General features: G+C 60.9%; 26 protein-coding genes. 10 read left to right on the forward strand and 16 right to left on the reverse strand.

Annotation, left to right across the window (positions count from 1 at the left end):
* Positions 1-111 precede the first annotated feature (111 nt).
* The 4 genes from FBY01_RS05100 to FBY01_RS05115 all read right to left on the reverse strand — a co-directional run bounded on the left by FBY01_RS05100 (position 112) and on the right by FBY01_RS05115 (position 5,493).
* Complete coding sequence (locus FBY01_RS05100; protein WP_145306607.1) at positions 112-2,010, reverse strand: FTR1 family protein; 1,899 nt, start codon at positions 2,008-2,010, stop codon at positions 112-114.
* A gap of 150 nt (positions 2,011-2,160) precedes the next feature.
* A complete protein-coding gene (gene rhtB / locus FBY01_RS05105; RefSeq protein WP_010465055.1) occupies positions 2,161-2,793 on the reverse strand; it encodes a homoserine/homoserine lactone efflux protein in 633 nt (210 codons plus the stop codon).
* Positions 2,794-3,001: 208 nt separating this feature from the next.
* Complete coding sequence (locus tag FBY01_RS05110; protein ID WP_077747155.1) at positions 3,002-3,583, reverse strand: mechanosensitive ion channel family protein; 582 nt, start codon at positions 3,581-3,583, stop codon at positions 3,002-3,004.
* Positions 3,583-5,493, reverse strand: coding sequence for an ATP-binding cassette domain-containing protein (locus FBY01_RS05115; RefSeq protein ID WP_077747154.1), 1,911 nt, complete (start codon positions 5,491-5,493; stop codon positions 3,583-3,585). Before FBY01_RS05115 ends, FBY01_RS05110 begins: the two co-directional genes overlap by 1 nt.
* A gap of 50 nt (positions 5,494-5,543) precedes the next feature.
* Here FBY01_RS05115 and FBY01_RS05120 point away from each other — a divergent pair, with 50 nt between their 5' ends.
* A complete protein-coding gene (locus FBY01_RS05120; protein ID WP_010465061.1) occupies positions 5,544-6,008 on the forward strand; it encodes a TIGR02444 family protein in 465 nt (154 codons plus the stop codon).
* Here FBY01_RS05120 and FBY01_RS31670 read toward each other — a convergent pair.
* Positions 6,005-7,141: an AlgP family protein gene (locus tag FBY01_RS31670; protein WP_145306605.1), complete on the reverse strand. Its 1,137-nt coding sequence runs from the start codon at positions 7,139-7,141 to the stop codon at positions 6,005-6,007. The two genes, FBY01_RS05120 and FBY01_RS31670, sit on opposite strands and share 4 nt — an antisense overlap.
* Positions 7,142-7,333: 192 nt before the next feature.
* Here FBY01_RS31670 and FBY01_RS05130 point away from each other — a divergent pair, with 192 nt between their 5' ends.
* Positions 7,334-7,999: an FKBP-type peptidyl-prolyl cis-trans isomerase gene (locus FBY01_RS05130; RefSeq protein ID WP_010465064.1), complete on the forward strand. Its 666-nt coding sequence runs from the start codon at positions 7,334-7,336 to the stop codon at positions 7,997-7,999.
* 59 nt (positions 8,000-8,058) lie between these two features.
* Here the strand turns inward: FBY01_RS05130 and FBY01_RS05135 are convergent, their stop codons facing one another.
* From FBY01_RS05135 to FBY01_RS05165, 7 genes are all read right to left on the reverse strand, one after another.
* The gene (locus tag FBY01_RS05135; RefSeq protein WP_007899333.1) at positions 8,059-8,517 is read right to left on the reverse strand and encodes an Rsd/AlgQ family anti-sigma factor; all 459 of its coding nucleotides are present in this window, start codon (positions 8,515-8,517) and stop codon (positions 8,059-8,061) included.
* Positions 8,518-8,694: 177 nt separating this feature from the next.
* Positions 8,695-9,246, reverse strand: coding sequence for a disulfide bond formation protein B (locus FBY01_RS05140; RefSeq protein WP_077747152.1), 552 nt, complete (start codon positions 9,244-9,246; stop codon positions 8,695-8,697).
* 359 nt (positions 9,247-9,605) lie between these two features.
* Complete coding sequence (locus FBY01_RS05145; RefSeq protein WP_145306602.1) at positions 9,606-10,844, reverse strand: heme biosynthesis protein HemY; 1,239 nt, start codon at positions 10,842-10,844, stop codon at positions 9,606-9,608.
* Positions 10,841-11,983 carry a uroporphyrinogen-III C-methyltransferase gene (locus FBY01_RS05150; RefSeq protein ID WP_145306600.1) on the reverse strand — a complete coding sequence of 381 codons (1,143 nt, stop codon included), beginning with the start codon at positions 11,981-11,983 and terminating at the stop codon, positions 10,841-10,843. The genes FBY01_RS05145 and FBY01_RS05150 overlap by 4 nt, the downstream gene beginning before the upstream one ends.
* Positions 11,984-11,999: 16 nt before the next feature.
* A complete protein-coding gene (locus tag FBY01_RS05155) occupies positions 12,000-12,767 on the reverse strand; it encodes a uroporphyrinogen-III synthase (RefSeq protein WP_010465073.1) in 768 nt (255 codons plus the stop codon).
* Entirely contained in the window at positions 12,764-13,705 is a 942-nt protein-coding gene (gene hemC, locus FBY01_RS05160; protein WP_010465075.1) for a hydroxymethylbilane synthase, read from the reverse strand. The genes FBY01_RS05155 and hemC overlap by 4 nt, the downstream gene beginning before the upstream one ends.
* Before the next feature lie 138 nt (positions 13,706-13,843).
* Positions 13,844-14,590 (reverse strand): LytTR family DNA-binding domain-containing protein, encoded by a 747-nt coding sequence (locus FBY01_RS05165; protein WP_010465077.1) that lies wholly within the window; start codon positions 14,588-14,590, stop codon positions 13,844-13,846.
* Between the two features lie 461 nt (positions 14,591-15,051).
* On the opposite strand from FBY01_RS05165, the gene argH reads away from it, so the two are divergent.
* Complete coding sequence (gene argH / locus FBY01_RS05170) at positions 15,052-16,446, forward strand: argininosuccinate lyase (RefSeq protein WP_010465079.1); 1,395 nt, start codon at positions 15,052-15,054, stop codon at positions 16,444-16,446.
* A 121-nt stretch (positions 16,447-16,567) separates the two neighbouring features.
* Here the strand turns inward: argH and FBY01_RS05175 are convergent, their stop codons facing one another.
* On the reverse strand, positions 16,568-17,227 hold the full coding sequence (locus tag FBY01_RS05175; protein WP_145306598.1) for a glutathione S-transferase family protein: 660 nt from the start codon (positions 17,225-17,227) through the stop codon (positions 16,568-16,570).
* A 125-nt stretch (positions 17,228-17,352) separates the two neighbouring features.
* On the opposite strand from FBY01_RS05175, the gene FBY01_RS05180 reads away from it, so the two are divergent.
* From FBY01_RS05180 to FBY01_RS05190, 3 genes are all read left to right on the forward strand, one after another.
* Complete coding sequence (locus FBY01_RS05180; protein ID WP_010465083.1) at positions 17,353-17,637, forward strand: hypothetical protein; 285 nt, start codon at positions 17,353-17,355, stop codon at positions 17,635-17,637.
* A 235-nt stretch (positions 17,638-17,872) separates the two neighbouring features.
* Positions 17,873-18,118, forward strand: a complete 246-nt coding sequence (locus FBY01_RS05185) for a TIGR02647 family protein (RefSeq protein ID WP_010465085.1) — start codon at positions 17,873-17,875, stop codon at positions 18,116-18,118.
* A 192-nt stretch (positions 18,119-18,310) separates the two neighbouring features.
* Positions 18,311-21,154 carry a class I adenylate cyclase gene (locus FBY01_RS05190; RefSeq protein ID WP_145306596.1) on the forward strand — a complete coding sequence of 948 codons (2,844 nt, stop codon included), beginning with the start codon at positions 18,311-18,313 and terminating at the stop codon, positions 21,152-21,154.
* 5 nt (positions 21,155-21,159) lie between these two features.
* On the opposite strand, the gene rnk is transcribed toward FBY01_RS05190, so the two are convergent.
* From rnk to cyaY, 3 genes are all read right to left on the reverse strand, one after another.
* A complete protein-coding gene (gene rnk, locus FBY01_RS05195; protein WP_145306594.1) occupies positions 21,160-21,570 on the reverse strand; it encodes a nucleoside diphosphate kinase regulator in 411 nt (136 codons plus the stop codon).
* Between the two features lie 276 nt (positions 21,571-21,846).
* The gene (locus FBY01_RS05200; RefSeq protein ID WP_010465092.1) at positions 21,847-22,065 is read right to left on the reverse strand and encodes a DUF1289 domain-containing protein; all 219 of its coding nucleotides are present in this window, start codon (positions 22,063-22,065) and stop codon (positions 21,847-21,849) included.
* Positions 22,066-22,069: 4 nt separating this feature from the next.
* Positions 22,070-22,402 (reverse strand): iron donor protein CyaY, encoded by a 333-nt coding sequence (gene cyaY, locus FBY01_RS05205; RefSeq protein WP_010465094.1) that lies wholly within the window; start codon positions 22,400-22,402, stop codon positions 22,070-22,072.
* A 314-nt stretch (positions 22,403-22,716) separates the two neighbouring features.
* Here cyaY and FBY01_RS05215 point away from each other — a divergent pair, with 314 nt between their 5' ends.
* Genes FBY01_RS05215 through FBY01_RS05230 form a run of 4 tightly spaced genes read left to right on the forward strand, consistent with a single transcriptional unit; the run spans position 22,717 to position 25,721 of the window.
* A complete protein-coding gene (locus FBY01_RS05215) occupies positions 22,717-22,890 on the forward strand; it encodes a lipoprotein (RefSeq protein ID WP_010465096.1) in 174 nt (57 codons plus the stop codon).
* Between the two features lie 9 nt (positions 22,891-22,899).
* Positions 22,900-24,147 (forward strand): diaminopimelate decarboxylase, encoded by a 1,248-nt coding sequence (lysA, locus tag FBY01_RS05220; protein ID WP_010465097.1) that lies wholly within the window; start codon positions 22,900-22,902, stop codon positions 24,145-24,147.
* Positions 24,148-24,151: 4 nt separating this feature from the next.
* A complete protein-coding gene (dapF, locus tag FBY01_RS05225) occupies positions 24,152-24,982 on the forward strand; it encodes a diaminopimelate epimerase (RefSeq protein ID WP_010465099.1) in 831 nt (276 codons plus the stop codon).
* Between the two features lie 13 nt (positions 24,983-24,995).
* A complete protein-coding gene (locus tag FBY01_RS05230; RefSeq protein WP_010465101.1) occupies positions 24,996-25,721 on the forward strand; it encodes a DUF484 family protein in 726 nt (241 codons plus the stop codon).
* The last annotated feature ends 2 nt before the right edge of the window (positions 25,722-25,723 follow it).

Raw genomic sequence — 25,723 nt, forward strand, 5'->3', positions numbered from 1 at the left:
TTAAAAGCTTCGCGGGCAAGCCTCGCTCCTACAGGATTCGCGCGTTATTTGGGGCCGCGTACAACCTGTAGGAGCGAGGCTTGCCCCCGAATATGAGCGCAGCGAATGCTCTTAAGAAACCTGCACCCGCCGCTTCTCCGCCATCCAGCTACGGCCATACAGCACCACAATTGCAACGATCGCCACGCACTGGGCACTCAGCGAATACGCATCCGCGTGGATCCCCAGCCAGTCGAAGTCAAAGAATGGCACCGGCCGGGTGCCGAAGATTCCGGCTTCCTGCAACGCCTTCACGCCATGCCCTGCGAACACCACCGACAGCGCGCACAGCAGACCGGCGTTGATGCTGAAGAACAACGACAGCGGCAGTTTCTGCGAGCCACGCAGGATCACCCACGCCAGCCCGACCAGCAACACCAGCGCCGTTGCACCACCGGCCAACACTGCGTTATGCCCCGCAGGCCCCGCCTGCAGCCACAGGGTTTCGTAGAACAGAATCACTTCAAACAGCTCGCGATACACCGAGAAAAACGCCAGCGTCGCAAAGCCGAAGCGTCCGCCGCCGCCCACCAGGCTGCTCTTGATGTAATCCTGCCAGGCTGCCGCGTGACGACGGTCGTGCATCCACACGCCCAGCCAGAGCACCATGACGGCGGCAAACAACGCCGTCGCACCTTCCAGCAATTCACGCTGCGAACCGCTGACATCAATCACATAGGCCGCCAGTGCCCAGGTCGCCAGACCCGCCAACAACGCCAGGCCCCAACCGACGTTGACGCTGCGAACCGCCGATTGCTGGCCGGTATTGCGCAGGAACGCCAGGATCGCCGCCAGCACCAGAATCGCTTCGAGGCCTTCACGCAGCAAAATCAGCAAACCGGAGATGTAGCTCAGTGACCAGCTCAAGCCGTCGCTGCCCAGCAGCCCGGCGGACTCCTTCAACTTGGCCTTGGCCGCGTCCAGACGCTGCTGGGCCTGGGCCACCGGCAAACCGTCCTGCAACGATTGACGGTACGCCATCAGGGACTTTTCGGTGTCCTTGCGCACGTTGGCGTCGACGTTGTCCAGCGAGCTCTCGACCAGTTCGAAGCCTTCCAGATACGCCGCTACCGACAAGTCATAGGCTTGATCATGATCACCGGCACGGTAGGCCGCGAGGCTCTTGTCCAGGGTGGCGGCGGTGTAGTCGAGCAACTGCGCCGGGCCACGCTTGACCTGCGGCGGTTGCGCCCGCTGCGCACGGAACGTCGCGGCGGCTTGCGGGCCATCGGCGGCCTGCACTTCGGCTGGCGTCTGACGAGCGAGGTCGGCGATGTTGTAGGTCTTTTCGGATGTGGCGGCGGCCGGATCGGCGCTGAAACCGGCGATGTAGGTCGCCAGGTCCCAACGCTGGCGATCGTCCAGTTGATCGGCGAAGGCCGGCATGTCCGTGCCTTCGACGCCCAGGCCCACTGTTGTGTAGATCGCGTACAGACTCAGGTGATCCAGGCGCGCCGTGTCACGCAGATTGGCCGGCGGCGGCGTCAGACCGACACCGGCCGGGCCGTCGCCGGCCCCCGTATCGCCGTGGCAGACCGAGCAATGCTGGGCGTAAAGCGGTGCACCACGGGTCGGATCCGGGGTAATGATCGGCGCCTGACTGACTTCATAGGCCACGGCCAGTTTCGCGCCGAGTTGCCGAGCCTGACGGGCCACGTCCGCACCGTCCTGACGGGCAGTAATGGCGCTGCGTAGCGTGCTGACGTTCTGCTCCAGCCCGGCTTTTTCCGGCTTGGCCGGCATCGCCGCGATCAAGCCTTGCAGCACCTTGATGAATTCCAGCTGCTCGCGGTATTCGGACTCGTCGATGACCTTGCCCGCTTGCACCGTCTGCGGGTAATCCGCGCCGATGTAATCGAGCAAATGCAGAGCTTGCGGCGCGCCTTCCACGGTGTCCGCCAGCAGATTGAAACTGCACAAGGCAAACAGCGGCAACACCAGCCAGGCCAGGAAACGGGACGGGGCAGTCATGAATGAATCTCAATTGGAAATACGAAGTAACACATTGTTCACTTCCAATGACTTTCACTCAAGCTTTGTTAGCAAGTACCGGCGTTTCTGCACGGGCTCCGGACATGAAAAAGGCGACCTCGGAGGTCGCCTTTTGTGTTCCTTGGTGCTTTAAACCGCAGCTTTGCGCAATGTCGCCATGAACGCCGCCGCACCGATGAACAGCCCGGCAAAGGTCCGGTTCATGCGTTTTTGCTGCTTGGGCGTGCGCAACAGGCGCAGCACCTTCGACGCCAACCCGGTGTACCCGGCCATGACGATCAGGTCGACGCAGACCATGGTCACACCAATGATCAGGTACTGAGCGAGCAGCGGTGCGTGAGGATCAATGAACTGCGGCAACACCGCCAGCATGAACACGAGGGCCTTGGGGTTGCTGATATTGACCAGGAAACCGCGGAACACCAGGGCCAGCGGCTTGCCGATCTGACGCACGGCCGCGTCGTCACTCATGTCGCTGGGCAGCGCGCGCCATTGCTTGACCGCGAGATAAACGAGGTAGGCCACACCGAACCATTTGATCGCATAGAAAGCGGTGGCTGATGCCGTGAGAATCGCGCCCACACCGGCGCCGACAATCGCGATCTGTACCGCCAGGCCCAATTGCAGGCCCAGGGCGTTCCAGTAACCGCGCCAGAAACCGTATTGCAGACCGCTGGACATCGACGCAATGGCGCCGGCACCGGGAGACAGACTGATCACCCAACAGGCGGCAAAAAACGCCAGCCATGTTTGAAGCTCCATTGCACACCTCGACTCAGACTTGTGACAGACGTCTAAGCTAATGCGGCTTTGGGCTGATGACTACCGATTTTTTGAAGGATAGAGCGACTGCCGACCAACGTTTTATGACTTTTTGCCCCATCGCGAGCCGGCTCACGCCCACAGTTGAAATACGTTCCCCTGTGGGAGGAGCCTGCTCGCGATAGCGGTGTGTCCGGCAACAGAAGGTTTACTTTTCGATCCCGCTCAACGGAAACACATCACTCCCGCGCCAGCGCCGAACCGAACGCTGGAAGAACAGGCTGTTGGGCACTTGCACCATGGCGCTACCGGTACCGAGCTCTTCCGCTTCAATCAGCGTGGTGTAAAGCAGATTGATCGCCACCACCCGGCCTTTGACGCCGGGCTTGTCGGTGGTGTCCACCAACTCGACGACGTCACCGATGCGGAACGGGCCGACGGTGAAGATCAGGATCGCGCACAGCAGGTTGGACAGCACGCTCCACATGGCGAAGAACGCCACTGCCGCGACCGCAACAAACCCGGACAACGCGGTCCAGAGCACGGTGGCCGAGACTCCGAGGCGTTCGAGTACGAAAATCAGCGCACTGCCCATGATCAGCCAGCGCAAACCTCCGCGCAGCGGCATCAGCAGTTGCGGTGGAAACGGGTAGCGCTCGCCCAGGCGCGTCAGGCATTTAGCAACGAAGCGCTGGGCAAAGTAACCCGCCAACAGAATCAGCAGGATTTGCGCAGCGAACCAGATCGGCTCGCCCCACCCCGCCGGCAGCGGCAGCTTGAAGGCTTCCATCAAGACAGCGCCTCCAGCTCCGCCTGCATACTTTCGAGCAGTTCCAGGGCTTCCATCCAGGCTTCTTCGAGTTCGGCTTCACGCACCTTCAACTTGGCCTGTTCAGCCAGCAGATCGCGCAAATCGTTCTTGCGCGCCGGTTCGTAAATATCACTGTCGCCGAGGCTGGTATCGATCTTCGCCAGTTTCTCGTGCAGCTTGCCCAACTCGGTTTCGAGCTTGTCAGCCTCACGCTTGTGCGGTGCCAGTTGCTGACGCAACGCAGCAGCGGCCTGGCGCTGGGCCTTCTTGTCGGTCTTGTCCGGGTTGACCGGGGTGTTGCTGACCGGCGCATTGCGCTGACGGTAGTCGACCAGCCAGCGGGCGTAGTCTTCCAGATCGCCGTCGAACTCCTCGACCTTGCCGTCGGCCACCAGATAGAAATTATCGGTGGTGCTTTTGAGCAGATGACGATCGTGAGAGACCACCAGCACCGCGCCACTGAATTCCTGCAGGGCCATGGTCAGCGCCAGGCGCATTTCGAGGTCCAGGTGGTTGGTCGGTTCGTCGAGCAGCAACAGGTTCGGCCGATCCCAGGCAATCAATGCCAGGGCCAGACGGGCCTTTTCGCCACCGGAGAAATTCAGCACCGGCTCGTCGATACGCGCGCCACGGAAGTCGAAACCGCCGAGGAAGTCGCGCAGGGTCTGCTCGCGTTCGGTCGGTGCCAGACGCTGCAAGTGCAGCAACGGGCTGGCCTTGGAATCGAGGGAATCGAGCTGATGCTGGGCGAAGTAGCCGACGACGGTGTTCTCACCACGGGTCAGGCGCCCGGCCAACGGCGAGAGTTCACCGGCGAGGTTCTTGATCAGGGTCGACTTACCGGCACCGTTCGGGCCAAGCAAACCGATCCGCGCACCGGGGGTCAGTTGCAGCTTGACCTTCTCCAGCACGGCTTTGTCGCCATAACCCAGGCGAGCGTCCGACAGATCGATCAACGGGCTGGAGATTTTCTGCGATTCACGGAAGACGAAGTCGAACGGCGAATCGACGTGGGCGGCGGACAGCTCTTCCATTCGCTCCAGTGCCTTGATCCGGCTCTGGGCCTGACGGGCCTTGGTGGCCTGGGCCTTGAAGCGGGCGATGTAGCTTTCCATGTGCGCACGTTGCGCCTGCTGCTTCTCGTAGGCCTGCTGTTGCTGGGCCAGGCGTTCGGCTCGGGCACGTTCGAAAGCGCTATAACCACCACGGTACAAGGTGATCTTGCGCTGATCGACGTGGGCGACGTGATCGACCACGGCATCGAGGAAATCCCGGTCGTGGGAAATCAGCAATAAGGTGCCGGGATAGCTTTTCAGCCATTCTTCGAGCCAGATGATGGCGTCGAGGTCCAAGTGGTTGGTCGGTTCGTCGAGCAGCAACAGGTCCGAGGGGCACATCAAAGCCTGCGCCAGGTTCAGACGCATCCTCCAGCCACCAGAGAAATCTCCTACCGGACGATCCATTTGCTCGTTAGTGAACCCAAGACCGGCCAGCAGCTTGCGAGCCCGGGCGTCGGCGGTGTAACCGTCGGCACTGTCGAGTTCCGCGTGCAGACGGGCCTGAGCGGCGCCGTCATGCGATGCTTCGGCAGCGGCGAGGTCGCGTTGCACCTCACGCAGGCGCAGGTCACCATCGAGCACGTAGTCGACCGCCAGGCGTTCGAGGGTCTCGATTTCCTGACGCATGTGGGCGATGCGCCAGTCGGCCGGCAGGAAGCAGTCACCCGAGTCCGGGTGCAGCTCGCCCCGAATCAAGGCGAACAGGCTCGATTTGCCGGCGCCGTTGGCACCGATGAGGCCGGCTTTGTGGCCGGCGTGCAGGGTCAGCTCAGCGTCTTCTAGCAGACGTTGAGGGCCACGCTGTAAAGTCAGGTTCTGAAGTCGAATCATAATGGCGGCGGAGTCTACCAGCTTCGCTCGCAACTGGCGCGAGTAGCACTATGTCCTCTGACCTGTGGAGCTTTTCCCTTACCACCTACGCGCGTCCCGGCATTGAAGACGCGTGCCTGACGTTGCAGTCGGCGGGTGTGAACGTGTGCTTGCTGCTATGCGCGTTGTGGCTGGGAGAACGGGGCGTCACCTGTAACGAACAACGCTTGCAGTTGCTTCGCGATATAGCCGGACCTTGGGACGCAGATGTCGTGCAACCGTTGCGCGCCTTGCGAATGCAATGGAAAGCCGCCGCCAGCGAGGATGCCGGACTGGATGATCTGCGCGAACAAGTGAAAGCACTGGAGATGGAAGCCGAACGGCATCTGCTGTTGCGACTGGAACGTGTGGCGCAGAGTTGGCCGCAGTATGAGGTGACCGATTCAACGGCCTGGCTGGAAGGTGTGGCGGCAGGCGCCGCCCACCTGAACCGCGACGCGCTGCATCAGCTGCGCGTCGCGGCAACCGGCACTTAAGAAGCGCTGGCTGGGGTGATGCTGGTGCTCGACGGTGCGGCTGGCGTTGGCGCAGTCGATGGGGTCGAGGGAGTGGCTGCTGCCGCTGGCGAAGCCGATGCAGCTGGAGTCGCTGGTTTGGTAACTGGCGCAGTAGCTGGCTTGGCAGCAGCGGCAGGCTTTTTCACGGCCGGTTTGGCGGCAGGTTTTGCAGCTGGCTTCGCGGCAGCAGGTTTTGCTGCAGCTGGTTTGGCTGCTGGTTTCGCTGCAGCAGCTGGCTTGGCGGCGGCAGCGGGTTTCGCGGCGGCAGCTTTGGCAGCGGGTTTAGCAGCGGGTTTGGCCGCAGCTTTTGCAGCCGGTTTTGCGGCAACGGTTTTAGCCGCGGCAGGTTTTGCGGCTGGCTTGGCGGTAGCAGTTCTTGCAGCGGCAGGTTTTGCAGCAGGCTTCGCAGCAGCCGATTTTGCAGCTGGTTTTGCCGCTGCGGTTTTCGCCACAGCCGGTTTCGCAGCAGCGGTTCTTGCAGCAGGTTTAGCAGCGGCCGTTTTGGCAGCAGCTGGCTTGGCGGCAGTTTTGGCAGCCGTCGATTTAGCCGCTGGTTTTGCAGCGCTGGCAGCAACCGGTTTTTTCGCCGCAGGTTTTGCTGCGGCTTTCACCGGCGCTTTGGCGACAGGTTTGGCAGCAGGCTTGGCCGGTGCTTTTGCAGCCGCCGGTTTGGCAGCAGCTTTCTTGGCAGGTGCCGCAGCAGGCTTGGCCGAACGCAGGGACAACGCCTTGCCGACAGCCTCTTGTACACGACCGATACCCTGGGCCAGTTTCAGGCTTTCTTGAGCATCGCGCTTGAGTTGCAGAATGTAGCTGCGCGTTTCGGATTGACGATCCTTGAGGGCATCGAGCAAGTCCTCAAGTTCTTTCACCGCACCCTTCGCTTTGGTTTGTGCCTTGGCTTTACCGGCAGTTGCGGCGTCCTGCAACTTGGTACGGGATTTGTGCAATTTCTCCTGCGCTTTTCCGCGCTGCTTTTCCAGTTTGGCGAGCAGTTTTTCAGCATCAGCCAAGGCTTGGGAACAAGCGTTTTCCAAATGTTCGAGCAGGCTGCCCGAGAGTTGTTGGAGTAAGTGCAACGGGGTATTTACAGGCTTCTTGGTGGCCGACATGGTTTACCTCCTGGCTGACGTGGGTGCGGCTCATACTAGACCTCTGATGACACCGCCGCTAGGGCATGTTGACAGTATCGAAAGCGCTGCGTTGCAACAGATTGAAATTCTTCTGCGCGGGTGCAAAACCAGTTCACCTTTGAGCGCACTCACACTGGCATAATCCACCGCATCTCAGATCGGAGTGTGCCCATGTCGCGCTACTTTTTTTTATCGTTGTGTGTGTGTTTTTCCGTGGCCCAGGCCGCCGAAAAAACCACCCCGAACGAGGCTCACGATCTTGCTTACAGCCTGGGTGCGAGCCTGGGTGAACGCTTGCGCCAAGAGGTGCCGGATCTGCAACTCCAGGCATTGCTCGACGGTCTGCAACAAGCCTATCAAGGCAAGCCACTGGCATTGAAAGACGAGCAGATCGAACAGATTCTGGCCGAGCACGAAGCCCAGGTCGCCGAGCAACCCGCCCTGCCACAAAGTGAAGTCGCGCTGGAAAAAGAGCAGCGCTTTCTCACCGAGGAAAAAGCCAAACCGGGTGTTCGTGAATTGGCGGATGGCATTTTGCTGACCGAGTTGGCACCGGGCACGGGGGCCAAGGCAGGCCCTGATGGCAAGGTCGAAGTTTTATATGTCGGACGCCTTCCCGACGGGACCGTGTTCGATCAGAACAGCAAGCCGCAGTGGTTCAGTCTGGATAGCGTAATCAGCGGCTGGCGCAGCGCATTGCAAAACATGCCGGTCGGTGCGAAATGGCGCCTGGTGATTCCGTCGTCGCAAGCCTATGGCGCGGACGGTGCCGGCGACCTGATCGCTCCGTTTACGCCGCTGGTGTTCGAAGTCGAATTGCGCGGTGCCACAAGCTGAAAACCGAGAACGAAAAACGGCGCGCATAGCGCACCGTTTTTTAGTCTTGCAGGAGAGGTTCAGGCCTGAACCGAGTCCTCTTCCTTGTGAGCAGTGTGCAGCACTTCGATCAGGCAATCTTCCAGTTCGAAGCGTTCGTGCAACAGCCCGCCCAGCTCCTTGAATTTCTCTGCCACGCACTTGCCTGCATCACACAGGTCGTTGAACGCCAGCAGCTTCTCGGTGATGACGTCGATGCGCGGGTAAATCGTCTCGGCCAGCTCCAGCCCGCGAGTATCGCCAAAAGCCTTGGCTTCGCCGGTCAGCTGTTCGTAGATTTCGAAGTGCCCGGCAGACACGTAGTCGACCAGCACGCCGCAGAATTCCTGCAACGGCTTTCGGTTTTCGCCCAAAGCCTCTGGCTTGGCACCGAGAGCATCGTAGGCTCGAACCAGTTCGTGACGCTCCTGCAACCAGCGATCGATCAGCAGATGCACTCCACCCCAACGTTCCTGAGCATTCTGACAACTTTCGAGCATGGTGATCTCTCTTCCCTTGTGGGTCATGCTGCCCTACACCTGTCGCAGTCTTGATCATCAAGAATCGGCCAGGCAGAGCGCCATCGAGCAACATAATTCCAATGACACGTGCGGGCCAGATTATGCCCGCGCGACAATGGCTTCAAGGTACGCAGGAGATAAAGTTCATACAAGTGTTTAATCACCCGCCAGCCCCCGGTGCGACGACACGCCGCTGAGCGGTCGCTTGCAGGCAAGCCAGACAACGCGCAGCAGCAGATAAACACTCAGAATTGTCACCGCCATGAAGAGCAGCAGACTCCATTCCGGGATGCTCAGGTCGAACAGCGTCCAGGAGATTTCTGCGCAATCTTCGTCCCCTTTGAACATCCGCGTCACTTTGCACAGCCAGGGCACGTTCTCGTATAAGGCCTGCGGATTGGTAGAGCAGGTCGATAGCTGATGCGCCGGATCGCTTTGCAACAAGACTTGCCGCCACGCCGCGACCATACCGGCGAGACTGCATGACAAACCGAGCAGCCAATAAAGAAAAGTCCCGAAGCGGCCGGGGCCATGCACCGAAGCTGTCAGGCAGACACCGGTGAACAACGCCAGGCAGACTCGCTGCAAAAGGCATAACCCGCAAGGCTTGAGGCCGATTGCGTATTCCAGGTAATAGGAAACGCCCAAGGCCAAGGCACCTGCAATAAAAGCCATGAAAAACAAGGAGCGTGAGCAGGCCAAAAACATGGCTTATCCGTAACAGTAGAGACAGGCGGTTACGGTAGAGGAAAGCGCGCCAGCCTTTCAAGGCAGGCCGGCACGGACACTTCACCAGAAGTGTAGGGAATTCCCGACAGCGTCGGGAGGACTTGATGAAGTCCCGTGTAGGACAAAGCCGATCAGGGATTACAAAGCTAAACATTCAGCGAAATTCGAGCGGCCGGATCGCGCCCAGGAACGACTCCCGCCCCTGGCGCAGCCTGCATCCGGCTGCTGAGCAGTCGTCATACATTTAAACGCGATTGGCCTGATGAAACCGTGGTGCTCGCTTTACAACTGCTTCGCAGCCGGACGCAGGCTGCGCCAGCTGCTACAGAAGGAATACGTCAGGCGTAAACGGGCGCTGGGAGTGGTGCCGCCAGCAGGCGCTCATCCAGCAGGCCCAGACCTTCCTGAAACAGCTGATTGCTGCGCTCTGTGTCGCCGAGCTGAGCGAGCAACCGCGCCAGTTCCGCACAGGCTTCCGGGTTGCGCTGGACCCGCAAACTGCTTTCCAGATAGTCCCGCGCCTTGCCCCACAGACTGCTTTGCAGGCACAGGCGGCCGAGTGTCAGCAGAAGGCTTGGGTCGGCCGGATGATCCTTGAGCCAACCCTCGGCCGTTTGCAGTTGACGAGCCGGATCGCTACCACGCACCAGACCGTAGAGACGCGCCAGATGACTGTCGTACTTGCGCTTCAGCGCTGTGCGCAGAACCTCCTCCGCTTCGACCTGTGCTCCCAGTTGCCGCAGTTGCTCGGCATAGGCCAGCACCAACTGAGGCTCCTGGCGCTGAGCCGAGGTGAGTTGCTGCCAGGCGCGATTGAGCGATTGCAAACCCACCGTGCCGTCCGCTTCCTTATGCGCCGCCAGGGAAAGGTTTTCACCCCATGCCCGTCGCTCCAGATCGGCCAGCTCGGCGGGAGGCAAGACTTTATCCTTGCGCAGCTCCGGCAGCAGGCGAATCACTGCCGACCAGTCGCCGCGCTGCTGATGCAGACGCTGCAACTGGCGCAAGGTCTGGACGTTATGAGGATGACGCTCGTGCATGGCTTGCAGGGTCACCAGAGCGCCTTCGGTGTCGCCACGGTCGTTCTGCAACTGGGCATGACTCAAGGCAATCGCCAACTCCGCCTGGGGCTGGCGTTCGAGGGCGCGCTCCAGCAAGTTGTCGCATTCCTCGTAGTGACCTTGTTCATTGGCGGCGCGTGCGGCGCCAAGGTAGTAGAGCAGCGGCTGGCGCTCGGCTTCGGCGGCGCGATGCAAATGACGCTGCGCACTGGCCCAGCGACCTTCCGCCAGGTCCAGCTGACCGTGTTCGATCGCCACTTGCACCCGACGGCTGCGATTGCGCCGCGACCACGGATTGACCACGCCGCTGGACGTCATCACCAGCTCAACCAACGCCTTGATGCCCCAGAACACCAGCCAGAGCACCGCGACCAACGCCAGGGTGGCCCACAGACTCGCTTCATAACGGAAGGTCTTGTAGGCAATCAGCACGTAACCGGAATGCTCGGCGATCGCCAGGCCCAGTGCGGCGGCTGCGGCGATGACCAGAAACACGATCACATAGAGGCGTTTCATGGCGTGGCCTCCTGCGCAGTGTTCGCGGCCGGTTTTGCCATCGGTTTGATCGAGTCTTCGGCGTTGACGTTACGCCGCTCCAGATACCCCTGAACCGCACTCAATGTCCCGGTCAGGTCCGGCGTGACCACAGTGACCGGCTGCTTGCTCAACTCGCCCACCTGCTCAAGCATGACTTTGCTTTGAGGGTTGTCCGGGTTGAAGTTGCCCGTCAATACATCACGCGCCTCAGCCAGCGCCTGGGTGTAGACCGCTGCCTGGCCATTGAGCGCGGCCCATTGCGCCTGCTCCAGCGCCAGGCTCAGCGCCAGACGCACCTGACTCAGGCTCTGCCCTGCCAGCAATGGGCGAACATTTTTGTCAGCATTGAAGTCGATGCGGATGTAGCGCGAAATCTGATCCCACCACTGCGCCCAACGACTGGCTCCGTCGCCATCGGCCGTCAGGCCCAACAGCGATTCGCCACGATCCTTGTACTCGGGGGCCAGCTCGGTGAGGTTGATGACCTGATCGCGCAGTGCGCCCAATCGCAGGAACAACCCGGTGCGATCCGGCTGTTCTGTGCTGCGCAGCGCCACCAGGGTTTTGGCCACTTGCTCGCGAGCTGCGAAGGCACCGGGATCGTTCTGTTCACGCAGAATTTCATCGGCACCCTGCACCAGGGCCTGGGCGCTGCTGATGTCCTGCAGCGCAGAAAGGCGCAGGCTGGCCAGACGCAACAAGTGCTCGGCTTCGGCCAGACGCCAATCCTTGCGACTCGCACCGAGGACCGTCTCCAGACGCTGATTCAAGCGTTGCTGATCGCCTTGCAACTGCGCCACCAAACGGCTGCGAGCGTCCAGTTCTTCGGCTGCAGGCATTTGTTCAAGGCGCGCGCTCAAACGCTGTTCATTGAGTTTCAGGCTCTGCGCCTGATCGCTCAACGCCTGGACCTGGCTCAACTGCTGCTGAGTGTTGGCTTGCAGGTGACGCACCTGCCAGACACCCCAACCGCCCACGGCAACACCGGCGGCGCCCAACAGCAGCGCGACAATTGCCAGCCCATTGCCCCGGCGCTGCGCTGTGGCAGGTGGTGGAGTTTCAACCGGCGCTTCAAGCACCGGCAGCACGTCATCTTTAGGCAAGGCTGTTTCGCTCACGTATCCATCCTTTGCATTAGAGAACGGGTTCGGGATGCTCCCGTAACGCCGTCAGCAAAGCCGTGGCACTGGCGCCACGACAATCCACAACTGTTTGGGCCCCGGCGGCACGTGCCAGCTCGGCGACCCTGGGGCTTGGAACAAACAACGGCAACTGCGCCATTTCAGTCCAGGCATTGCCTGCCAATTGGCGCAGGTGCTCAAAACCCTGTCCACTGCTGACCACCAGCCCGTTCAAGCGTTCCGCTTCGATCCGGTCAGGCAGCACCGTCGACGGGTAGTGAGGCAGTCCACGACGGTATAACTCCAGATACTCGACACTAGCACCAAGCTCGCGCAAACGCTCAGCCAGCAACTCGCGCCCGCCCTCCCCGCGCAAGATCAGCACCCGCGGATCGGGTCGGGCAATCGCCTCGCGCAACGAGGGCAACTCAAGCAAGGCTTCGCTGTCATCGCCCTCGGCGGGGAAACTCACGTCCAGCCCGTTATCCGCCAGGATCTGCGCAGTCGCAGCGCCCACGCTGAACCAGCGCGGGGACGGTGGCTGTGGCCAATACTGATTGAGCAGGTCAACGCCCATTCTCGCGGCCGGTTTACTGACCACGATCACCGCACAGTAACGATCCAGCCCCTGAATCACCTCGCGCATTGTGTCAGAGACAGCAATCGGCTCGATCTCCAGAAGCGGCAAACTGCTGCTGAAAATCCCCGCTTGCGACAAAACGCTGGCCAGCGCCGCCGACTCGTCTGCGGGGCGCGTCAGCAGCAGGCGCCAGCCCGTCACTCGTGACCTGCCTCGCCATAGACCGCTTTCAGAATGTCAGCGGCGCCCTGGCTCAGCAAGTCTTCAGCGACTTGCACACCCAAGGCTTCTGCATCGGCCCGTGGCGCACGAGCCTCGGCGTTGAGCAGCAGGCCGCCGCTCGGATCGCCCACCAGACCGCGCAACCAGATCTGCTCGCCTTCAAGCACGGCGTAGCAGGCGATTGGCACTTGGCAGCCGCCATTCAGATGTTTGTTGAGGGAACGTTCCGCGGTCACGCGGGTGGCGGTGTCCTGGTGATGCAACGGCGCCAGCAGGGCGTGAATTACGCTGTCGGCGCTACGGCATTCGATGCCGACCGCGCCTTGGCCACCAGCCGGCAAGCTGTCGTCGACACTGATTGCCGAGGTGATGCGATCTTCGAAGCCGAGACGAATCAGGCCGGCAGCCGCGAGGATGATGGCGTCGTATTCGCCGGCATCAAGCTTGGCCAGGCGCGTGTTGACGTTGCCGCGCAGGAAGCGGATTTCAAGGTCCGGGCGGCGAGTCAGCAGCTGAGCCTGACGGCGCAGGCTGGAGGTGCCGACGATGCTGCCTTGCGGCAACTCATCCAGGCTGGCGTAGGTATTGGAAACGAACGCATCGCGCGGGTCTTCACGCTCGCAGATGCAGAACAGACCGAGGCCTTCGGGGAAATCCATCGGCACGTCTTTCATCGAGTGCACGGCGATGTCGGCTTCGTTTTCCAACAACGCGGTTTCGAGCTCCTTGACGAACAGGCCCTTGCCACCGATTTTCGACAGGGGCGAGTCGAGCAGCTTGTCGCCACGACTGACCATGGGCACCAGCGTCACAAGCAAGCCCGGATGAGCCTGTTCCAGACGTGTCTTGACGTATTCGGCTTGCCACAGGGCAAGAGCACTTTTGCGGGTGGCGATGCGGATTTCGCGAGAGGACATGGATCAATCCGTACTGAATAGATACGGCGGATAATAACAGCTCAGCCAAATCCACTTTGACTTGTATCAGAAACTACGTGGCCTCCCTGGCCCCGGACGTCCAACAAACGGGTGTGAAGTTCGCTTCTGATCAGCGAATCAAAGCTGTTGCATCATTTTTCGCACGCCGGCCACGTGGCGACGGCTGACGATCAGGGCATCGCCATTGAGGCCTTTGAGGAACAGCTGAAAATGCCCCAGCGGCGTGCGCTGCAAGCGTTCGATGCGTTCGCGGGCGACCAGAGCGTTGCGGTGAATGCGCACGAAACGGTCGCCGAATTCATCTTCCAGGGCCTTGAGCGGTTCATCCAGCAGCACTTCGCCGCCTTCATGGCGCAAGGTCACGTATTTGTGATCGGCAATGAAGTAGACCACCTGACCCAACGGGATCAGCTCAATGCCTTTACGTGTTCGGGCACTGATGTGGCTGCGGGGGCCGCTGCCGCTTTCGGCGGCTGGACGGGTCAGGGCGGCGAGCTGGACGCGATTGGGCCGCTCGGCTTTTTTCAATGCATCATGTAAATGTTCGGTTCGCACAGGCTTCACCAGATAGCCCACGGCGCTGGCCTGCAGGGCTTCCACGGCAAATTCATCGGGCCCGGTGCAAAACACCACGGCGGGCGGGGTTTCGCGTTCGCACAACCGGGCAGCCACTTGCAGGCCATCAAGGCCTGGCATGCCGATATCGAGCAACACGATATCCGGCTTGTGACTGTCGATCAGCGCTAACGCCTCTTCGCCGTTCGTGGCGCTGGGCTCCAGGACAGTGTATCCCTCGAGTTCGCCAACCATTCGGCTCAGGCGCTCGCGGGCTAGGGGTTCGTCATCAACGATCAGGACATTCATATTGCGCTGGATTCCTGCGTGAGTCTCGCACAAGGATAGCGTAGACAGGTGAAGTGACGTCCGTCACCGCGATCCACGCTAAGACTAGCGCGAGGGCCAAAAAGTGCCGCGAGACCGGCGGCTAAATTTTTATCTGCCAATTGATTGGAGGCTCTGGCCCGCATAAGCGAGGTATCGCCGTAGGGTTTGCCGATACACAATATGAACACCCCCTCTTCTTATAGTCAGCCGCAGCGCCGAGAAGTGCGCTGTTCCTATTGTCCAACTGTAGACGGTTGCAGGGACGATATTGCTCAATCGGAAAATATCGTTGCGCAATTTCCCACAAGGCATGTCCCGAGTATGGACCCCGCCTTGTGAAAAAAACCTGTCGACCAGCGTCAGCGACAGGATTGGCAACCCTGTTATTATCCGCGGCAGCTTCCACCGTCATTTTTTCTTCAGCCGACACGAGCGAATTCATGAGCACTGACAAGACCAATCAGTCCTGGGGCGGCCGCTTCAGTGAACCCGTCGACGCCTTCGTCGCCCGCTTCACCGCCTCCGTCACTTTCGACCAGCGCCTGTATCGCCACGACATCATGGGCTCGATCGCCCACGCCACCATGCTGGCCAAGGTCGGCGTGCTGACAGACGCCGAGCGCGACAGCATCACCGATGGCCTGAAGACCATCCAGGGTGAAATCGAGGCCGGTCAGTTCGACTGGCGCATCGACCTCGAAGACGTGCACATGAACATCGAGGCGCGCCTGACCGACCGCATCGGCGTCACGGGTAAAAAACTGCACACCGGGCGCAGCCGCAACGACCAGGTCGCCACCGACATCCGCCTGTGGCTGCGTGACGAGATCGACCTGATCCTCAGCGAAATCACCCGCCTGCAAAAAGGCTTGCTGGAGCAGGCCGAGCGCGAAGCCGGCAGCATCATGCCGGGCTTCACCCACCTGCAAACCGCGCAGCCGGTGACTTTCGGGCACCACATGCTGGCCTGGTTCGAAATGCTCAGCCGCGACTATGAGCGCCTGGTCGACTGCCGCAAGCGCACCAACCGCATGCCGCTGGGCAGCGCCGCGCTGGCCGGCACCACTTACCCGATCGACCGCGAGTTCACGGCTCAGTTGCTGGGCTTCGATGCCGTGGGCGGCAACTCGCTGGACAACGTGTCTGATCGCGACTTCGCCATCGAGTTCTGCTCGGCCGCGAGCATCGCGATGATGCACTTGTCGCGGTTCTCCGAAGAGCTGGTGCTGTGGACCAGCGCCCAGTTCCAATTCATCGATCTGCCGGACCGTTTCTGCACCGGCAGCTCGATCATGCCGCAAAAGAAAAACCCGGACGTGCCAGAGCTGGTGCGTGGCAAGACCGGCCGTGTCTTCGGCGCGCTGATGGGCCTGCTGACCTTGATGAAGGGCCAGCCACTGGCCTACAACAAAGACAATCAGGAAGACAAGGAACCGCTGTTCGACGCGGCCGATACGCTGCGCGATTCGCTGCGAGCCTTTGCCGACATGATCCCGGCGATCAAGCCCAAGCACGCGATGATGCGCGAAGCGGCGCTGCGTGGTTTCTCTACTGCGACTGACCTGGCTGACTACCTGGTACGCCGCGGCCTGCCGTTCCGTGATTGCCACGAAATCGTTGGCCATGCCGTGAAGTACGGCGTGGAAAGCGGCAAGGACCTGGCGGAAATGAGCCTGGAGGAGCTGCGCAAGTTCAGCGACCAGATCGATCAGGACGTATTCGCCGTGCTGACCCTGGAAGGCTCGGTGAACGCCCGCGACCATATCGGCGGGACTGCGCCGGCGCAGGTGAAGAAGGCCGTGGCGCGCGGTCAGGCATTGCTCGCCAGCCGCTAAAAGCTTCGCGGGCAAGCCTCGCTCCTACGGGATCTGTGTCGCCCCGCAATTGCGCGAACGACACCGATCCCGCAGGAGCGAGGCTTGCCCGCGAAGACTGACTCAAGAACGCTACAAAACCCTACTTCTTGGAAGCGACCATCGCCATAAACGCCGGCATCGCCGCTTCCTTGTCCGCCGCAATCCGCTGCACGTTCGGGTTCTGCTCCAGTCGCTCCAACAGCGCCCTGGCCGCCGGCATCTCGGCCAGCACATCGATATCGAACAGCTTATGCGCCACCGCACAGGCCAGTGGCACGCTGTACAGGAAGTACAAATCCGCAATGCTCAGACTGTCCCCCGCCACATAAGGGGCGAACTTGCCGTGCCTGCCCAACGCGGCAAAGCCTGCCAGCAGCTCGGTCTTGGTCTTGTCCTTGATCGCGTCCGGCACCTGCATGCCGAAAAATGCCTGGGGATAACAGGCGCGAGCCGGCAACTCGATGTACAACTCGATTTCCTTGGCCACTGCCAGCACCTGCGCCCGCTCGAACGGGTCGCTCGGCAGGAGCGATAGACCGTTCTGACTTTGCTCGATGAACTCGAGGATTACCGCGGTTTCGTTGATGAAACCCTGCTCGGTGCGCAAAACCGGCACCTTGCCGCGCGGACTGATGGCCAGCGAGTCCGGGCTTGTGCCGGCATAAAACGGTACTTCTTCAAACGGCACGCCCTTCTCCAGCAGCGCCAGCTTGACCATGTTGTAGTAGTTACTGACGGAAAATCCATAAAGCTTGAGCATCACAAAGCCTCCAGGCCGTGCGGGGTTGGCAGTGCCTGTTTATAGAACGCCGAAGCGATTCCTGCCAGCAGCATCACAGCGCTGAATGCAGGTAAACTGGCCGCCTTAAACTTGAGGAGCCTGCCATGAGCGAGCCAACTGATATCGATAGCGACGAAGAAGAATTCACCGAAACCACCCTGATCGAAGCCATCGAAAACCAGATCGAAAGCGACAACCCGCCTGCGGCCAAGGCCACGTTCAACAAGCTGACCCTGGTGGGTTACGAGCGCGAGGAAATCCTCAACCTGATGGCCCATGTGCTCGCGGTAGAAATCGACGCAATCCTCGAAGAAGACCGCGCGTTCAACACCGAATGGTATGAAACCGCCCTGCGTGCATTGCCAGAGTTGCCGCCGGAAAAGAAGTAACCCCGATTCCGTAGGAGCGAGGCTAGCCCGCGAAGGGTGCGCTGAAGTTTTTCCAGACAAACCGTGTCATCGCTCTTGGCGGGCAAGCCTCGCTCCTACGCACCCCGCTGGCGCACCACCCTGCGGGGAATGCATCCCGAGGCGAAAAAACCCTGTCGCGAGCACTGGACATGCCGCACGAGTGGGCTCACCTTAGGGGCGCTGTCGTCCAATTCCTAGAAAGTCTGGAGTCCTTATGTCGCTTACCCCTGAGTTGGTTGCCGAACTGGAAATCCTCGCACTCTTCAACCTGGACAGTTCCCAGGAAGGTTTGAAAATTCATCAGACCGCTGCCCCGAAAGCCATTGCTGCCGCCCAAAGACTGTTCGACAAAGAACTGATCACCCAGCCAGATGGTGGTTATCTGACCAGTCTGGGTCGTGACGCCGCGCAAAATGTGCAAACCGTTCTGACCATTCTCAACGTCCAGGAAACAGCCTGAGCATTACCGTAGCGCCCACGGAAACCCCTGCTACGGGATTTCCGCGGGCACACTTTGTGACTTGCCGTCGCCTCGCGGTAGAAATCTGGCGTCAAAAATACAAATTCAGCTTAAAAGTCCCGCGTCCGAGGCGCTAAACTGCCCCCATCCGCAGACCCCACGTCCGAGCTTCGCGAGCCGGTTTGAGCTGACATGACCCGCACCCATGAAATCCGCCCCGATCTGGACGAGGGAATCGACCGCAAGGTTCTCAGCCAGCTGCGCGCTCGCTTTCTGAAGCTCAACGAAGGCCGCATGGCCCGTGCCATGGAAGGGCTGTCGCCCCGCCAACAAACGGTGCTGACGCTGCTGCCGCTGTTTTTCCACGTGAATCACCCGCTGTTGCCAGGATATGTGTCGGGCAGCACGCCGGCCGGGCTGTCGAATTTCGAGCCTGACGCCAACGCCCTCGCCGAAGCCCAGCGCCTGACCCGATCGTTTTCCTATAAGCCACGCCACGGCAGCAATCCACCGCGACCGATCCACGGACTATTCCTGATGGGCAGTCTGGGCACCCTGGCCCAGGCCGATCAAAGCGACATGGACGTGTGGGTCTGTCACAGCCCGGACTTGAACGAGAACGAACTCGCCGAGCTGCGCAAAAAGTGCCAGTTGCTCGAGGCCTGGGCCGCCAGCCAGGGCGCCGAGGCGCATTTCTTCCTGATCGATCCGGCCCGCTTCGTGCTCGGCGAGCGCGATACGCAATTGAGTTCGGAAGACTGCGGCACGACCCAGCACTACCTGCTGCTGGATGAGTTCTACCGCACCGCAATCTGGCTGGCCGGCCGCACGCCAATCTGGTGGCTGGTGCCGGTCTACGAAGAAGCCGCCTACGACCGTTACACCCACACGCTGCTGTCCAAGCGCTTCATCCGTGCGGACGAGTCGCTGGATTTGGGGCATCTGGCCTATATCCCGCCGGGGGAATTCATCGGCGCCGGGCTCTGGCAGTTATTCAAGGGCATCGAGTCGCCCTACAAATCCGTGCTCAAACTTCTGCTGATCGAGGTGTATGCCAGCGAACACCCCAAGGTCCATTGCTTGAGCCTGCGCTTCAAGCAGGCGGTATTCGCCAATCAACTGGACCTCGACGAGCTCGACCCCTACATCGTGGTCTACCGACGCATCGAGGAATACCTCACCGCGCGGGGCGAGCCGGAGCGCCTGGAGCTGGTACGCCGCGCGTTGTACCTGAAGGTCAACCGCAAGCTCACCGGCAGCAGTCGCACCCAGAGCTGGCAACGTTCGCTGCTTGAGCGCCTGGCTCACGAATGGCACTGGGATCAGCGGCAGCTGGCGCTGCTCGACAGCCGCAGCCAATGGAAAGTCCGCCAGGTCAGCACCGAACGCCGAGCCCTGGTCAATGAACTGAACTACAGCTACCGCTTCCTGACCCAGTTCGCCCGCAACGAGCAAACCGCCAGCCTGATCAACAAACGCGACCTCAACGTGCTGGGTCGGCGGCTGTATGCAGCCTTTGAGCGCAAAGCGGGCAAAGTCGAGTTCATCAACCCCGGCATCGCCCCGGACCTGGCCGAAGACACCCTGACCCTGGTGCAGGCGCCCAACAAGAAAGAACCCGGGCAAACCCAGTGGGGCTTGTACAACGGCAGCCTGGCAGCCCACGAGTGGGAACATTTCGCGCCGATCAAGCGCAGCCGCCTATTGCTGGAGCTGCTGACCTGGTGCCACCGCAACGGTGTGATCGACAGCAGCACCCGCCTCGCCTTGCACCCAGGCACCAGCGATTTGAGCGAGTTCGAACTGTTCAACCTGCTCGGCAGCCTGCAACAAAGCATCGCCCTGCCGTTGGCGACGGTTGCCGAAGAGCCCTTGCTGCGCGCCAGTGTGCCGAGTGAAGTGCTTATTCTGGTAAACGTCGGCGTCGATCCGCTCAAGCACCATCGCGACCTGAATATCCTGATGACCACCGAGCGCACCGACTCCCTGAGCTACGCCGGTGTCCGGGAAAACCTGGTGCTGACCCTGGACCAGGTCACGCTCAACAGCTGGAACGAAGTGCTGGTCAACCGCTACGACGGCCCCCACGCCCTGCTCGACTGCCTGCGCGATTACCTCAACAACTTGCCGAACGGTCCACAACAACCCCGTTTGAGGGTGCGTTGTTTCTGCCACAACCGGGCGCAATTCATTGCTCGGCGGGTCGAAGAGGTCCTCGATACGGCGCAGAACCTGCTGCTGAGCCAGCTCAATCATCGCTACCTGCTACAGGTCCAGCAGCATTACCACGTGCTGGAGTTGGTGCCCGGCCAGGTCAATCACGTCGCCCTCGCCACGCTGCCGGCGCTGTTCGATTACCTGGGCGAAGAACTGGCGAGCTACAGCCCGCTGCACCTGGACCCGATGGCACTGGAAGACCACGACCTGGCGCTGATCCTGCCCATGGGCCAGCCCGAATGCATTCAAGTGTTCTACCGAATCACCGAACAGCAGGCGGAGCTGTACGTACTGGATGAATTCAATGCCCTGTGGCAGCAGCGCTTGCCCTATCACGACGAACAAAGCCTGCTGGTGCCACTGCAACGGTTCCTGCAATCAATCCAGTACCGACGCGACGCGTTGCTGCCGATGAACGCCGCCCAGCCCCTGAACCTCGACACGTTGTATTACCAGCTATTGCCGTCAGGTCCTGGCCGGGCGCGTCGCGTCGAAGCCCGGCCGGCGCCGCAAACCCCGATCAATAAACCGTTCTACGACGTGCAGGCGATCATCGGCAAAGCCGCGCCGGGACAGGTGCAGGTCACGTTGTATTGCAATCAGCGGGAATTTTCAGAGCTGGAGTATGGCGACCATTTGTTTAGCGTGGTCGCCCAGGAGATCGTCGAGCAGCGCCGGGAAATCGAGCGCTATCGCTGCTACATCACCGACCTGGACTTGTCGGGCCTGCTCGGTGATGGTCAGGGCTCAAGCAATTTGTACTTGCGCTACAAGGCCGACCTGGAGCGCGCGTTGAATGAGGCGCTCGAGCAGGTCTAAGCGGTTTATTCCGGAAAATGACCGCCCTCGGCCGGCTGGGATTCAACTTCCAGCAGGGTCAGTTTGAGGGTTTTGCCGCCTGGTGCTGGCCAGTCGATGTGCTGGCCAACTTTAAGGCCGAGCAGCGCGCTGCCGACCGGCGCCAGAATGGAAATCTTGCCTTCGTCGGCGTTGGCGTCCTTGGGATAAACCAGGGTCAGGTGATAGTCCTTGCCACTGCCTTCTTCGCGGCAATGCACACGGGAATTCATGGTGACGACATCGGCGGGCACTTCTTCGTGACCGACCACGGTATCGGCGCGATCCAGTTCGGTTTGCAGCGCAATGACGCCCGGCAGCGTGTCATCCAGGCTGTCGATCAGGCGCTCCAGACGTTGCACGTCCAGACGAGTAAGGGTGATGGAAGGTGTGGTCATGATTGAGGCAGACTCCTTTCTTCTGCACAAAAAAAGCAAAACCCCGCCAGAAAAAGGCGGGGTTTTCACGAGCCTCGATGGGTTGAGGCGTTTCTGGACACTATCACAGCTCAATAAATATACAAGTGAGCGGCGACCACGCACCTGCGCTGACATTTTTGAGAGAGGCTTGCCTGTGGCGAGGGAGCTTGCTCCCGTTCGGCTGCGCAGCAGTCGTAAGCTTTTTGGGGCCGCTTCGCAGCCCAGCGGGAGCAAGCTCCCTCGCCACAAAAGCTCTTATGCCAAGGCTTTGCGCTGGACTGCCTGGGCGCAGATCACACGCCGACGATCATCATCCGCCGAGCGCCATTCGCGGATGTCTTCGACATGGCGAAAACAGCCGAGGCAGACCTTCTGTTCGTCCAGCCGACACACACCGCTGCACGGCGAAGGCACGGCCGGGCTGACATTGCTGTAGAGCGGTTTGGGCGGACGAACGGGCGCAGGCTGGGTCACGGTCTCACAGGCCTTCGAAATCGAGCTCGACGTCAGCTTGCTGCTTGACGATGCGCTCAAGCATCTCGCCCAACTGTTCTTCACTCTTGTCGCACATCCAGCGCTCGCTCTCTTCGTCGTAATCGAAGTGGAAACCACCGGACACGGCCGCGAGCCACAGCTGACGCAGGGGTTCCTGGCGGCTGAAGATCAACTGGCTGCCGTTTTCGAACTTGACGGTGAGCACACCGGCCGAGCTCTCCAGATCGATATCCAGGCCACTATCGTCAAAAATATCCTCCAGCGTCTGCTGGGTGGCATCGACCAGGTCATGGAAACGGGCTTCGGTCAAACTCATTACGGCAACCTCAAAAAGTGTCTGTTCACGCTCAAGCGCCGCAAGATACGGGCGAGCCCCGGTGATTGCAAAGGATAACGACCCACGGTGATCACGAAACCTGTGGGAGCGAGCCTGCTCGAGAAGGGCCCATCATATTCAACATCAATGTTGACTGACACTACGCCTTCGCAAGCAGGCTCGCTCCCACAGGGATTGCGCCCGGCTGACCAGCATCGTGCCAAGCCCCGCCGGACGGGAGCCCCGTCGCATAGGCAAGCTGACGGGTGGCCGGTATACTCCGGCGCAATTAATGCATTTTCAAGGATTTCGCCATGAAGCGCCTGATCTCTTCCCTTGCTGCGCTCGTCGCGGTTGCCTGCCTTGTGTCGGCCTGTGGTCAAAAAGGCCCGCTGTATCTGCCCGACGATTCCCAGGATCCCGCCGAGCAGGCTCAGTCCTCGCAAAAGCAGCCGTCCAAAGCACACAAGCACGACGTCTACCAATAAGGGAACGCCATGGACGCTTTTAATTACCGTGGCGGGGAGCTGTTTGCCGAAGGTGTGGCCCTGTCGGCCATCGCCGAACGTTTCGGCACACCGACCTACGTCTACTCCCGCGCGCACATCGAAGCCCAGTACCTGGCATACGCCGATGCGCTGGTCGGCATGCCGCACCTGGTCTGCTTTGCGGTCAAGGCCAACTCCAACCTGGGTGTACTGAATGTCCTGGCCCGTCTTGGCGCCGGTTTTGACATCGTCTCCCGTGGCGAGCTGGAACGCGTACTGGCCGCCGGCGGCAGCGCCGACAAGATCGTTTTCTCCGGTGTCGGCAAGACCCGTGACGACATGCGTCGCGCCCTGGAAGTTGGCGTCCATTGCTTCAACGTCGAATCCACCGATGAGCTGGAGCGTCTGCAAGTGGTCGCCGCCGAGCTGGGTGTTCGCGCACCGATCTCGCTACGTGTGAACCCGGACGTCGATGCCGGCACGCACCCGTACATTTCCACCGGTCTCAAAGAGAACAAGTTCGGCATCGCCATCGCCGACGCCGAAGACGTGTACATCCGCGCCGCCCAGTTGCCCAACCTGGAAGTGGTCGGCGTCGATTGCCACATCGGTTCGCAACTGACCACCCTGCCGCCGTTCATCGACGCCCTCGACCGCCTGCTGGGCCTGGTCGACCGCCTCGGCGATTGCGGCATCTACCTGCGCCACATCGATCTCGGTGGCGGTTTGGGCGTGCGTTATCGCGATGAAGAGCCGCCATTGGCTGCCGACTACATCAAAGCCGTGCGCGAGCGTCTCGACGGTCGCGACCTGGCGCTGGTGTTCGAGCCGGGCCGTTTCATCGTCGCCAACGCCGGCGTGCTGCTGACCCAGGTCGAGTACCTCAAGCACACCGAACACAAAGACTTCGCCATCGTCGACGCGGCCATGAACGACCTGATCCGTCCGGCGCTGTACCAGGCCTGGATGGATGTCACCGCCGTGCGCCCGCGCACTGCAGCGGCGCGCGCCTACGACATCGTCGGCCCGATCTGCGAGACCGGCGACTTCCTGGCCAAGGATCGTGAACTGGCCCTGGAAGAAGGCGATCTGTTGGCCGTGCATTCGGCCGGCGCCTATGGGTTTGTCATGAGCTCCAACTACAACACCCGCGGCCGCGCCGCTGAAGTGTTGGTGGACGGTGATCAGGCATTTGAAGTGCGTCGCCGTGAGACGGTAGCCGAGTTGTTTGCTGGCGAAAGCCTGCTGCCGGAGTAATCCCATGCTGCTGCGTTTTACCAAGATGCACGGCCTGGGCAACGACTTCATGGTCCTCGACCTGGTCAGCCAGCACGCGCACATCCTGCCCAAGCACGCCAAGCAATGGGGCGATCGGCACACCGGCATCGGTTTCGACCAGTTGCTGATCGTCGAAGCGCCGAGCAACCCGGACGTGGACTTCCGCTACCGGATCTTCAACTCCGATGGTTCCGAAGTGGAACAGTGCGGCAACGGTGCGCGCTGTTTCGCCCGCTTCGTGCTCGACAAACGCCTGACCGCCAAGCGGCAGATTCGCGTCGAGACCAAAAGCGGCATCATCGAACTGGATATCCGCAGCGACGGCCAGATTGGTGTCAACATGGGCGCACCGCGTCTGGTACCGACCGAGATTCCATTCGACGCGCCAGAACAGGCCTTGAGTTATAAGCTCGATGTCGAGGGTACGACCGTCGAACTGGCCGCCGTGTCCATGGGAAACCCCCATGCCGTGTTGCGGGTCAGCGACATCAACAACGCACCGGTGCATGAACTGGGACCGAAAATCGAACACCACCCGCGCTTCCCGGCGCGGGTCAACGTCGGTTTTCTCCAGGTCATCGACCGGAACCGTGCGCAGTTGCGCGTCTGGGAACGTGGCGCCGGGGAAACCCAGGCCTGCGGCACCGGCGCCTGCGCTGCTGCAGTGGCCGCGATCAGCCAGGGGTGGATGGATTCGCCGCTATTGATCGACCTGCCCGGCGGGCGTCTGTCCATTGAATGGGCAGGCCCTGGCCATCCGGTCATGATGACCGGCCCGGCAGTCCGCGTTTATGAAGGACAAGTGCGTCTTTGAGAGAGTCGAATCCATGAAAGATAAGCCCCAGGTTCCCGCCCCACAGCCCGACGAATCCCCTTCCGAAAGCCTTGAGGCGGCGGCGATTGCCGCGTACCTGGAGGCTCATCCGGATTTCTTCGTCGAGCACGAAGAACTACTCCCGGCCTTGCGCATTCCGCACCAGCGCGGCGATACCGTCTCGCTGGTCGAACGCCAGATGAAGATCCTGCGCGACCGCAACATTGAGTTGCGTCATCGCCTCTCGCATTTGATGGACGTGGCCCGCGACAACGACCGCCTCTTCGACAAAACCCGCCGCCTGATTCTGGCGCTGATGGATGCCAGCAGCCTGGAAGACGTGGTGATCAGCGTCGAAGACAGTCTGCGCCAGGACTTCCAGGTGCCTTTTGTCAGCCTGATCCTGCTGGGTGACAACCCGATGCCGGTGGGCCGCTGGGTCACCCATGCCGACGCGCAAACGGCCATTGGCGGCTTGCTCTCGGAAGACAAAAGCGTCAGCGGCAGCCTGCGCGATCACGAACTGGACTTCCTGTTCGGCGAAGAACAGCGCAAACAGATCGGCTCCACCGCCGTTGTCGCCATCAGCCATCAAGGCATCCACGGCGTCCTGGCCATCGCCAGTCGCGACCCGCAACACTACAAAAGCTCGGTCGGTACGCTGTTCCTGAGCTACATCGCCGAAGTCATGGGTCGCGTGCTGCCTCGGGTCAACAGTTCCCTGCGCTCGGTACGCTGACC

The sequence above is a fragment of the Pseudomonas sp. SJZ077 genome, assembly GCF_007993905.1.
Classification (GTDB): Bacteria; Pseudomonadota; Gammaproteobacteria; order Pseudomonadales; family Pseudomonadaceae; genus Aquipseudomonas; species Aquipseudomonas mandelii.

Excerpts from the sequence above, each read along its gene's own strand:
- FBY01_RS05100 (WP_145306607.1), bottom strand. The coding sequence starts at position 2,010 with ATGACTGCCCCGTCCCGTTTCCTGGCCTGGCTGGTGTTGCCGCTGTTT.
- rhtB (WP_010465055.1), bottom strand. The coding sequence starts at position 2,793 with ATGGAGCTTCAAACATGGCTGGCGTTTTTTGCCGCCTGTTGGGTGATC.
- FBY01_RS05110 (WP_077747155.1), bottom strand. The coding sequence starts at position 3,583 with ATGGAAGCCTTCAAGCTGCCGCTGCCGGCGGGGTGGGGCGAGCCGATC.
- FBY01_RS05115 (WP_077747154.1), bottom strand. The coding sequence starts at position 5,493 with ATGATTCGACTTCAGAACCTGACTTTACAGCGTGGCCCTCAACGTCTG.
- FBY01_RS05120 (WP_010465061.1), top strand. The coding sequence starts at position 5,544 with ATGTCCTCTGACCTGTGGAGCTTTTCCCTTACCACCTACGCGCGTCCC.
- FBY01_RS31670 (WP_145306605.1), bottom strand. The coding sequence starts at position 7,141 with ATGTCGGCCACCAAGAAGCCTGTAAATACCCCGTTGCACTTACTCCAA.
- FBY01_RS05130 (WP_010465064.1), top strand. The coding sequence starts at position 7,334 with ATGTCGCGCTACTTTTTTTTATCGTTGTGTGTGTGTTTTTCCGTGGCC.
- FBY01_RS05135 (WP_007899333.1), bottom strand. The coding sequence starts at position 8,517 with ATGCTCGAAAGTTGTCAGAATGCTCAGGAACGTTGGGGTGGAGTGCAT.
- FBY01_RS05140 (WP_077747152.1), bottom strand. The coding sequence starts at position 9,246 with ATGTTTTTGGCCTGCTCACGCTCCTTGTTTTTCATGGCTTTTATTGCA.
- FBY01_RS05145 (WP_145306602.1), bottom strand. The coding sequence starts at position 10,844 with ATGAAACGCCTCTATGTGATCGTGTTTCTGGTCATCGCCGCAGCCGCC.
- hemC (WP_010465075.1), bottom strand. The coding sequence starts at position 13,705 with ATGTCCTCTCGCGAAATCCGCATCGCCACCCGCAAAAGTGCTCTTGCC.
- FBY01_RS05165 (WP_010465077.1), bottom strand. The coding sequence starts at position 14,590 with ATGAATGTCCTGATCGTTGATGACGAACCCCTAGCCCGCGAGCGCCTG.
- argH (WP_010465079.1), top strand. The coding sequence starts at position 15,052 with ATGAGCACTGACAAGACCAATCAGTCCTGGGGCGGCCGCTTCAGTGAA.
- FBY01_RS05175 (WP_145306598.1), bottom strand. The coding sequence starts at position 17,227 with ATGCTCAAGCTTTATGGATTTTCCGTCAGTAACTACTACAACATGGTC.
- FBY01_RS05180 (WP_010465083.1), top strand. The coding sequence starts at position 17,353 with ATGAGCGAGCCAACTGATATCGATAGCGACGAAGAAGAATTCACCGAA.
- FBY01_RS05185 (WP_010465085.1), top strand. The coding sequence starts at position 17,873 with ATGTCGCTTACCCCTGAGTTGGTTGCCGAACTGGAAATCCTCGCACTC.
- FBY01_RS05190 (WP_145306596.1), top strand. The coding sequence starts at position 18,311 with ATGACCCGCACCCATGAAATCCGCCCCGATCTGGACGAGGGAATCGAC.
- rnk (WP_145306594.1), bottom strand. The coding sequence starts at position 21,570 with ATGACCACACCTTCCATCACCCTTACTCGTCTGGACGTGCAACGTCTG.
- cyaY (WP_010465094.1), bottom strand. The coding sequence starts at position 22,402 with ATGAGTTTGACCGAAGCCCGTTTCCATGACCTGGTCGATGCCACCCAG.
- FBY01_RS05215 (WP_010465096.1), top strand. The coding sequence starts at position 22,717 with ATGAAGCGCCTGATCTCTTCCCTTGCTGCGCTCGTCGCGGTTGCCTGC.
- lysA (WP_010465097.1), top strand. The coding sequence starts at position 22,900 with ATGGACGCTTTTAATTACCGTGGCGGGGAGCTGTTTGCCGAAGGTGTG.
- dapF (WP_010465099.1), top strand. The coding sequence starts at position 24,152 with ATGCTGCTGCGTTTTACCAAGATGCACGGCCTGGGCAACGACTTCATG.
- FBY01_RS05230 (WP_010465101.1), top strand. The coding sequence starts at position 24,996 with ATGAAAGATAAGCCCCAGGTTCCCGCCCCACAGCCCGACGAATCCCCT.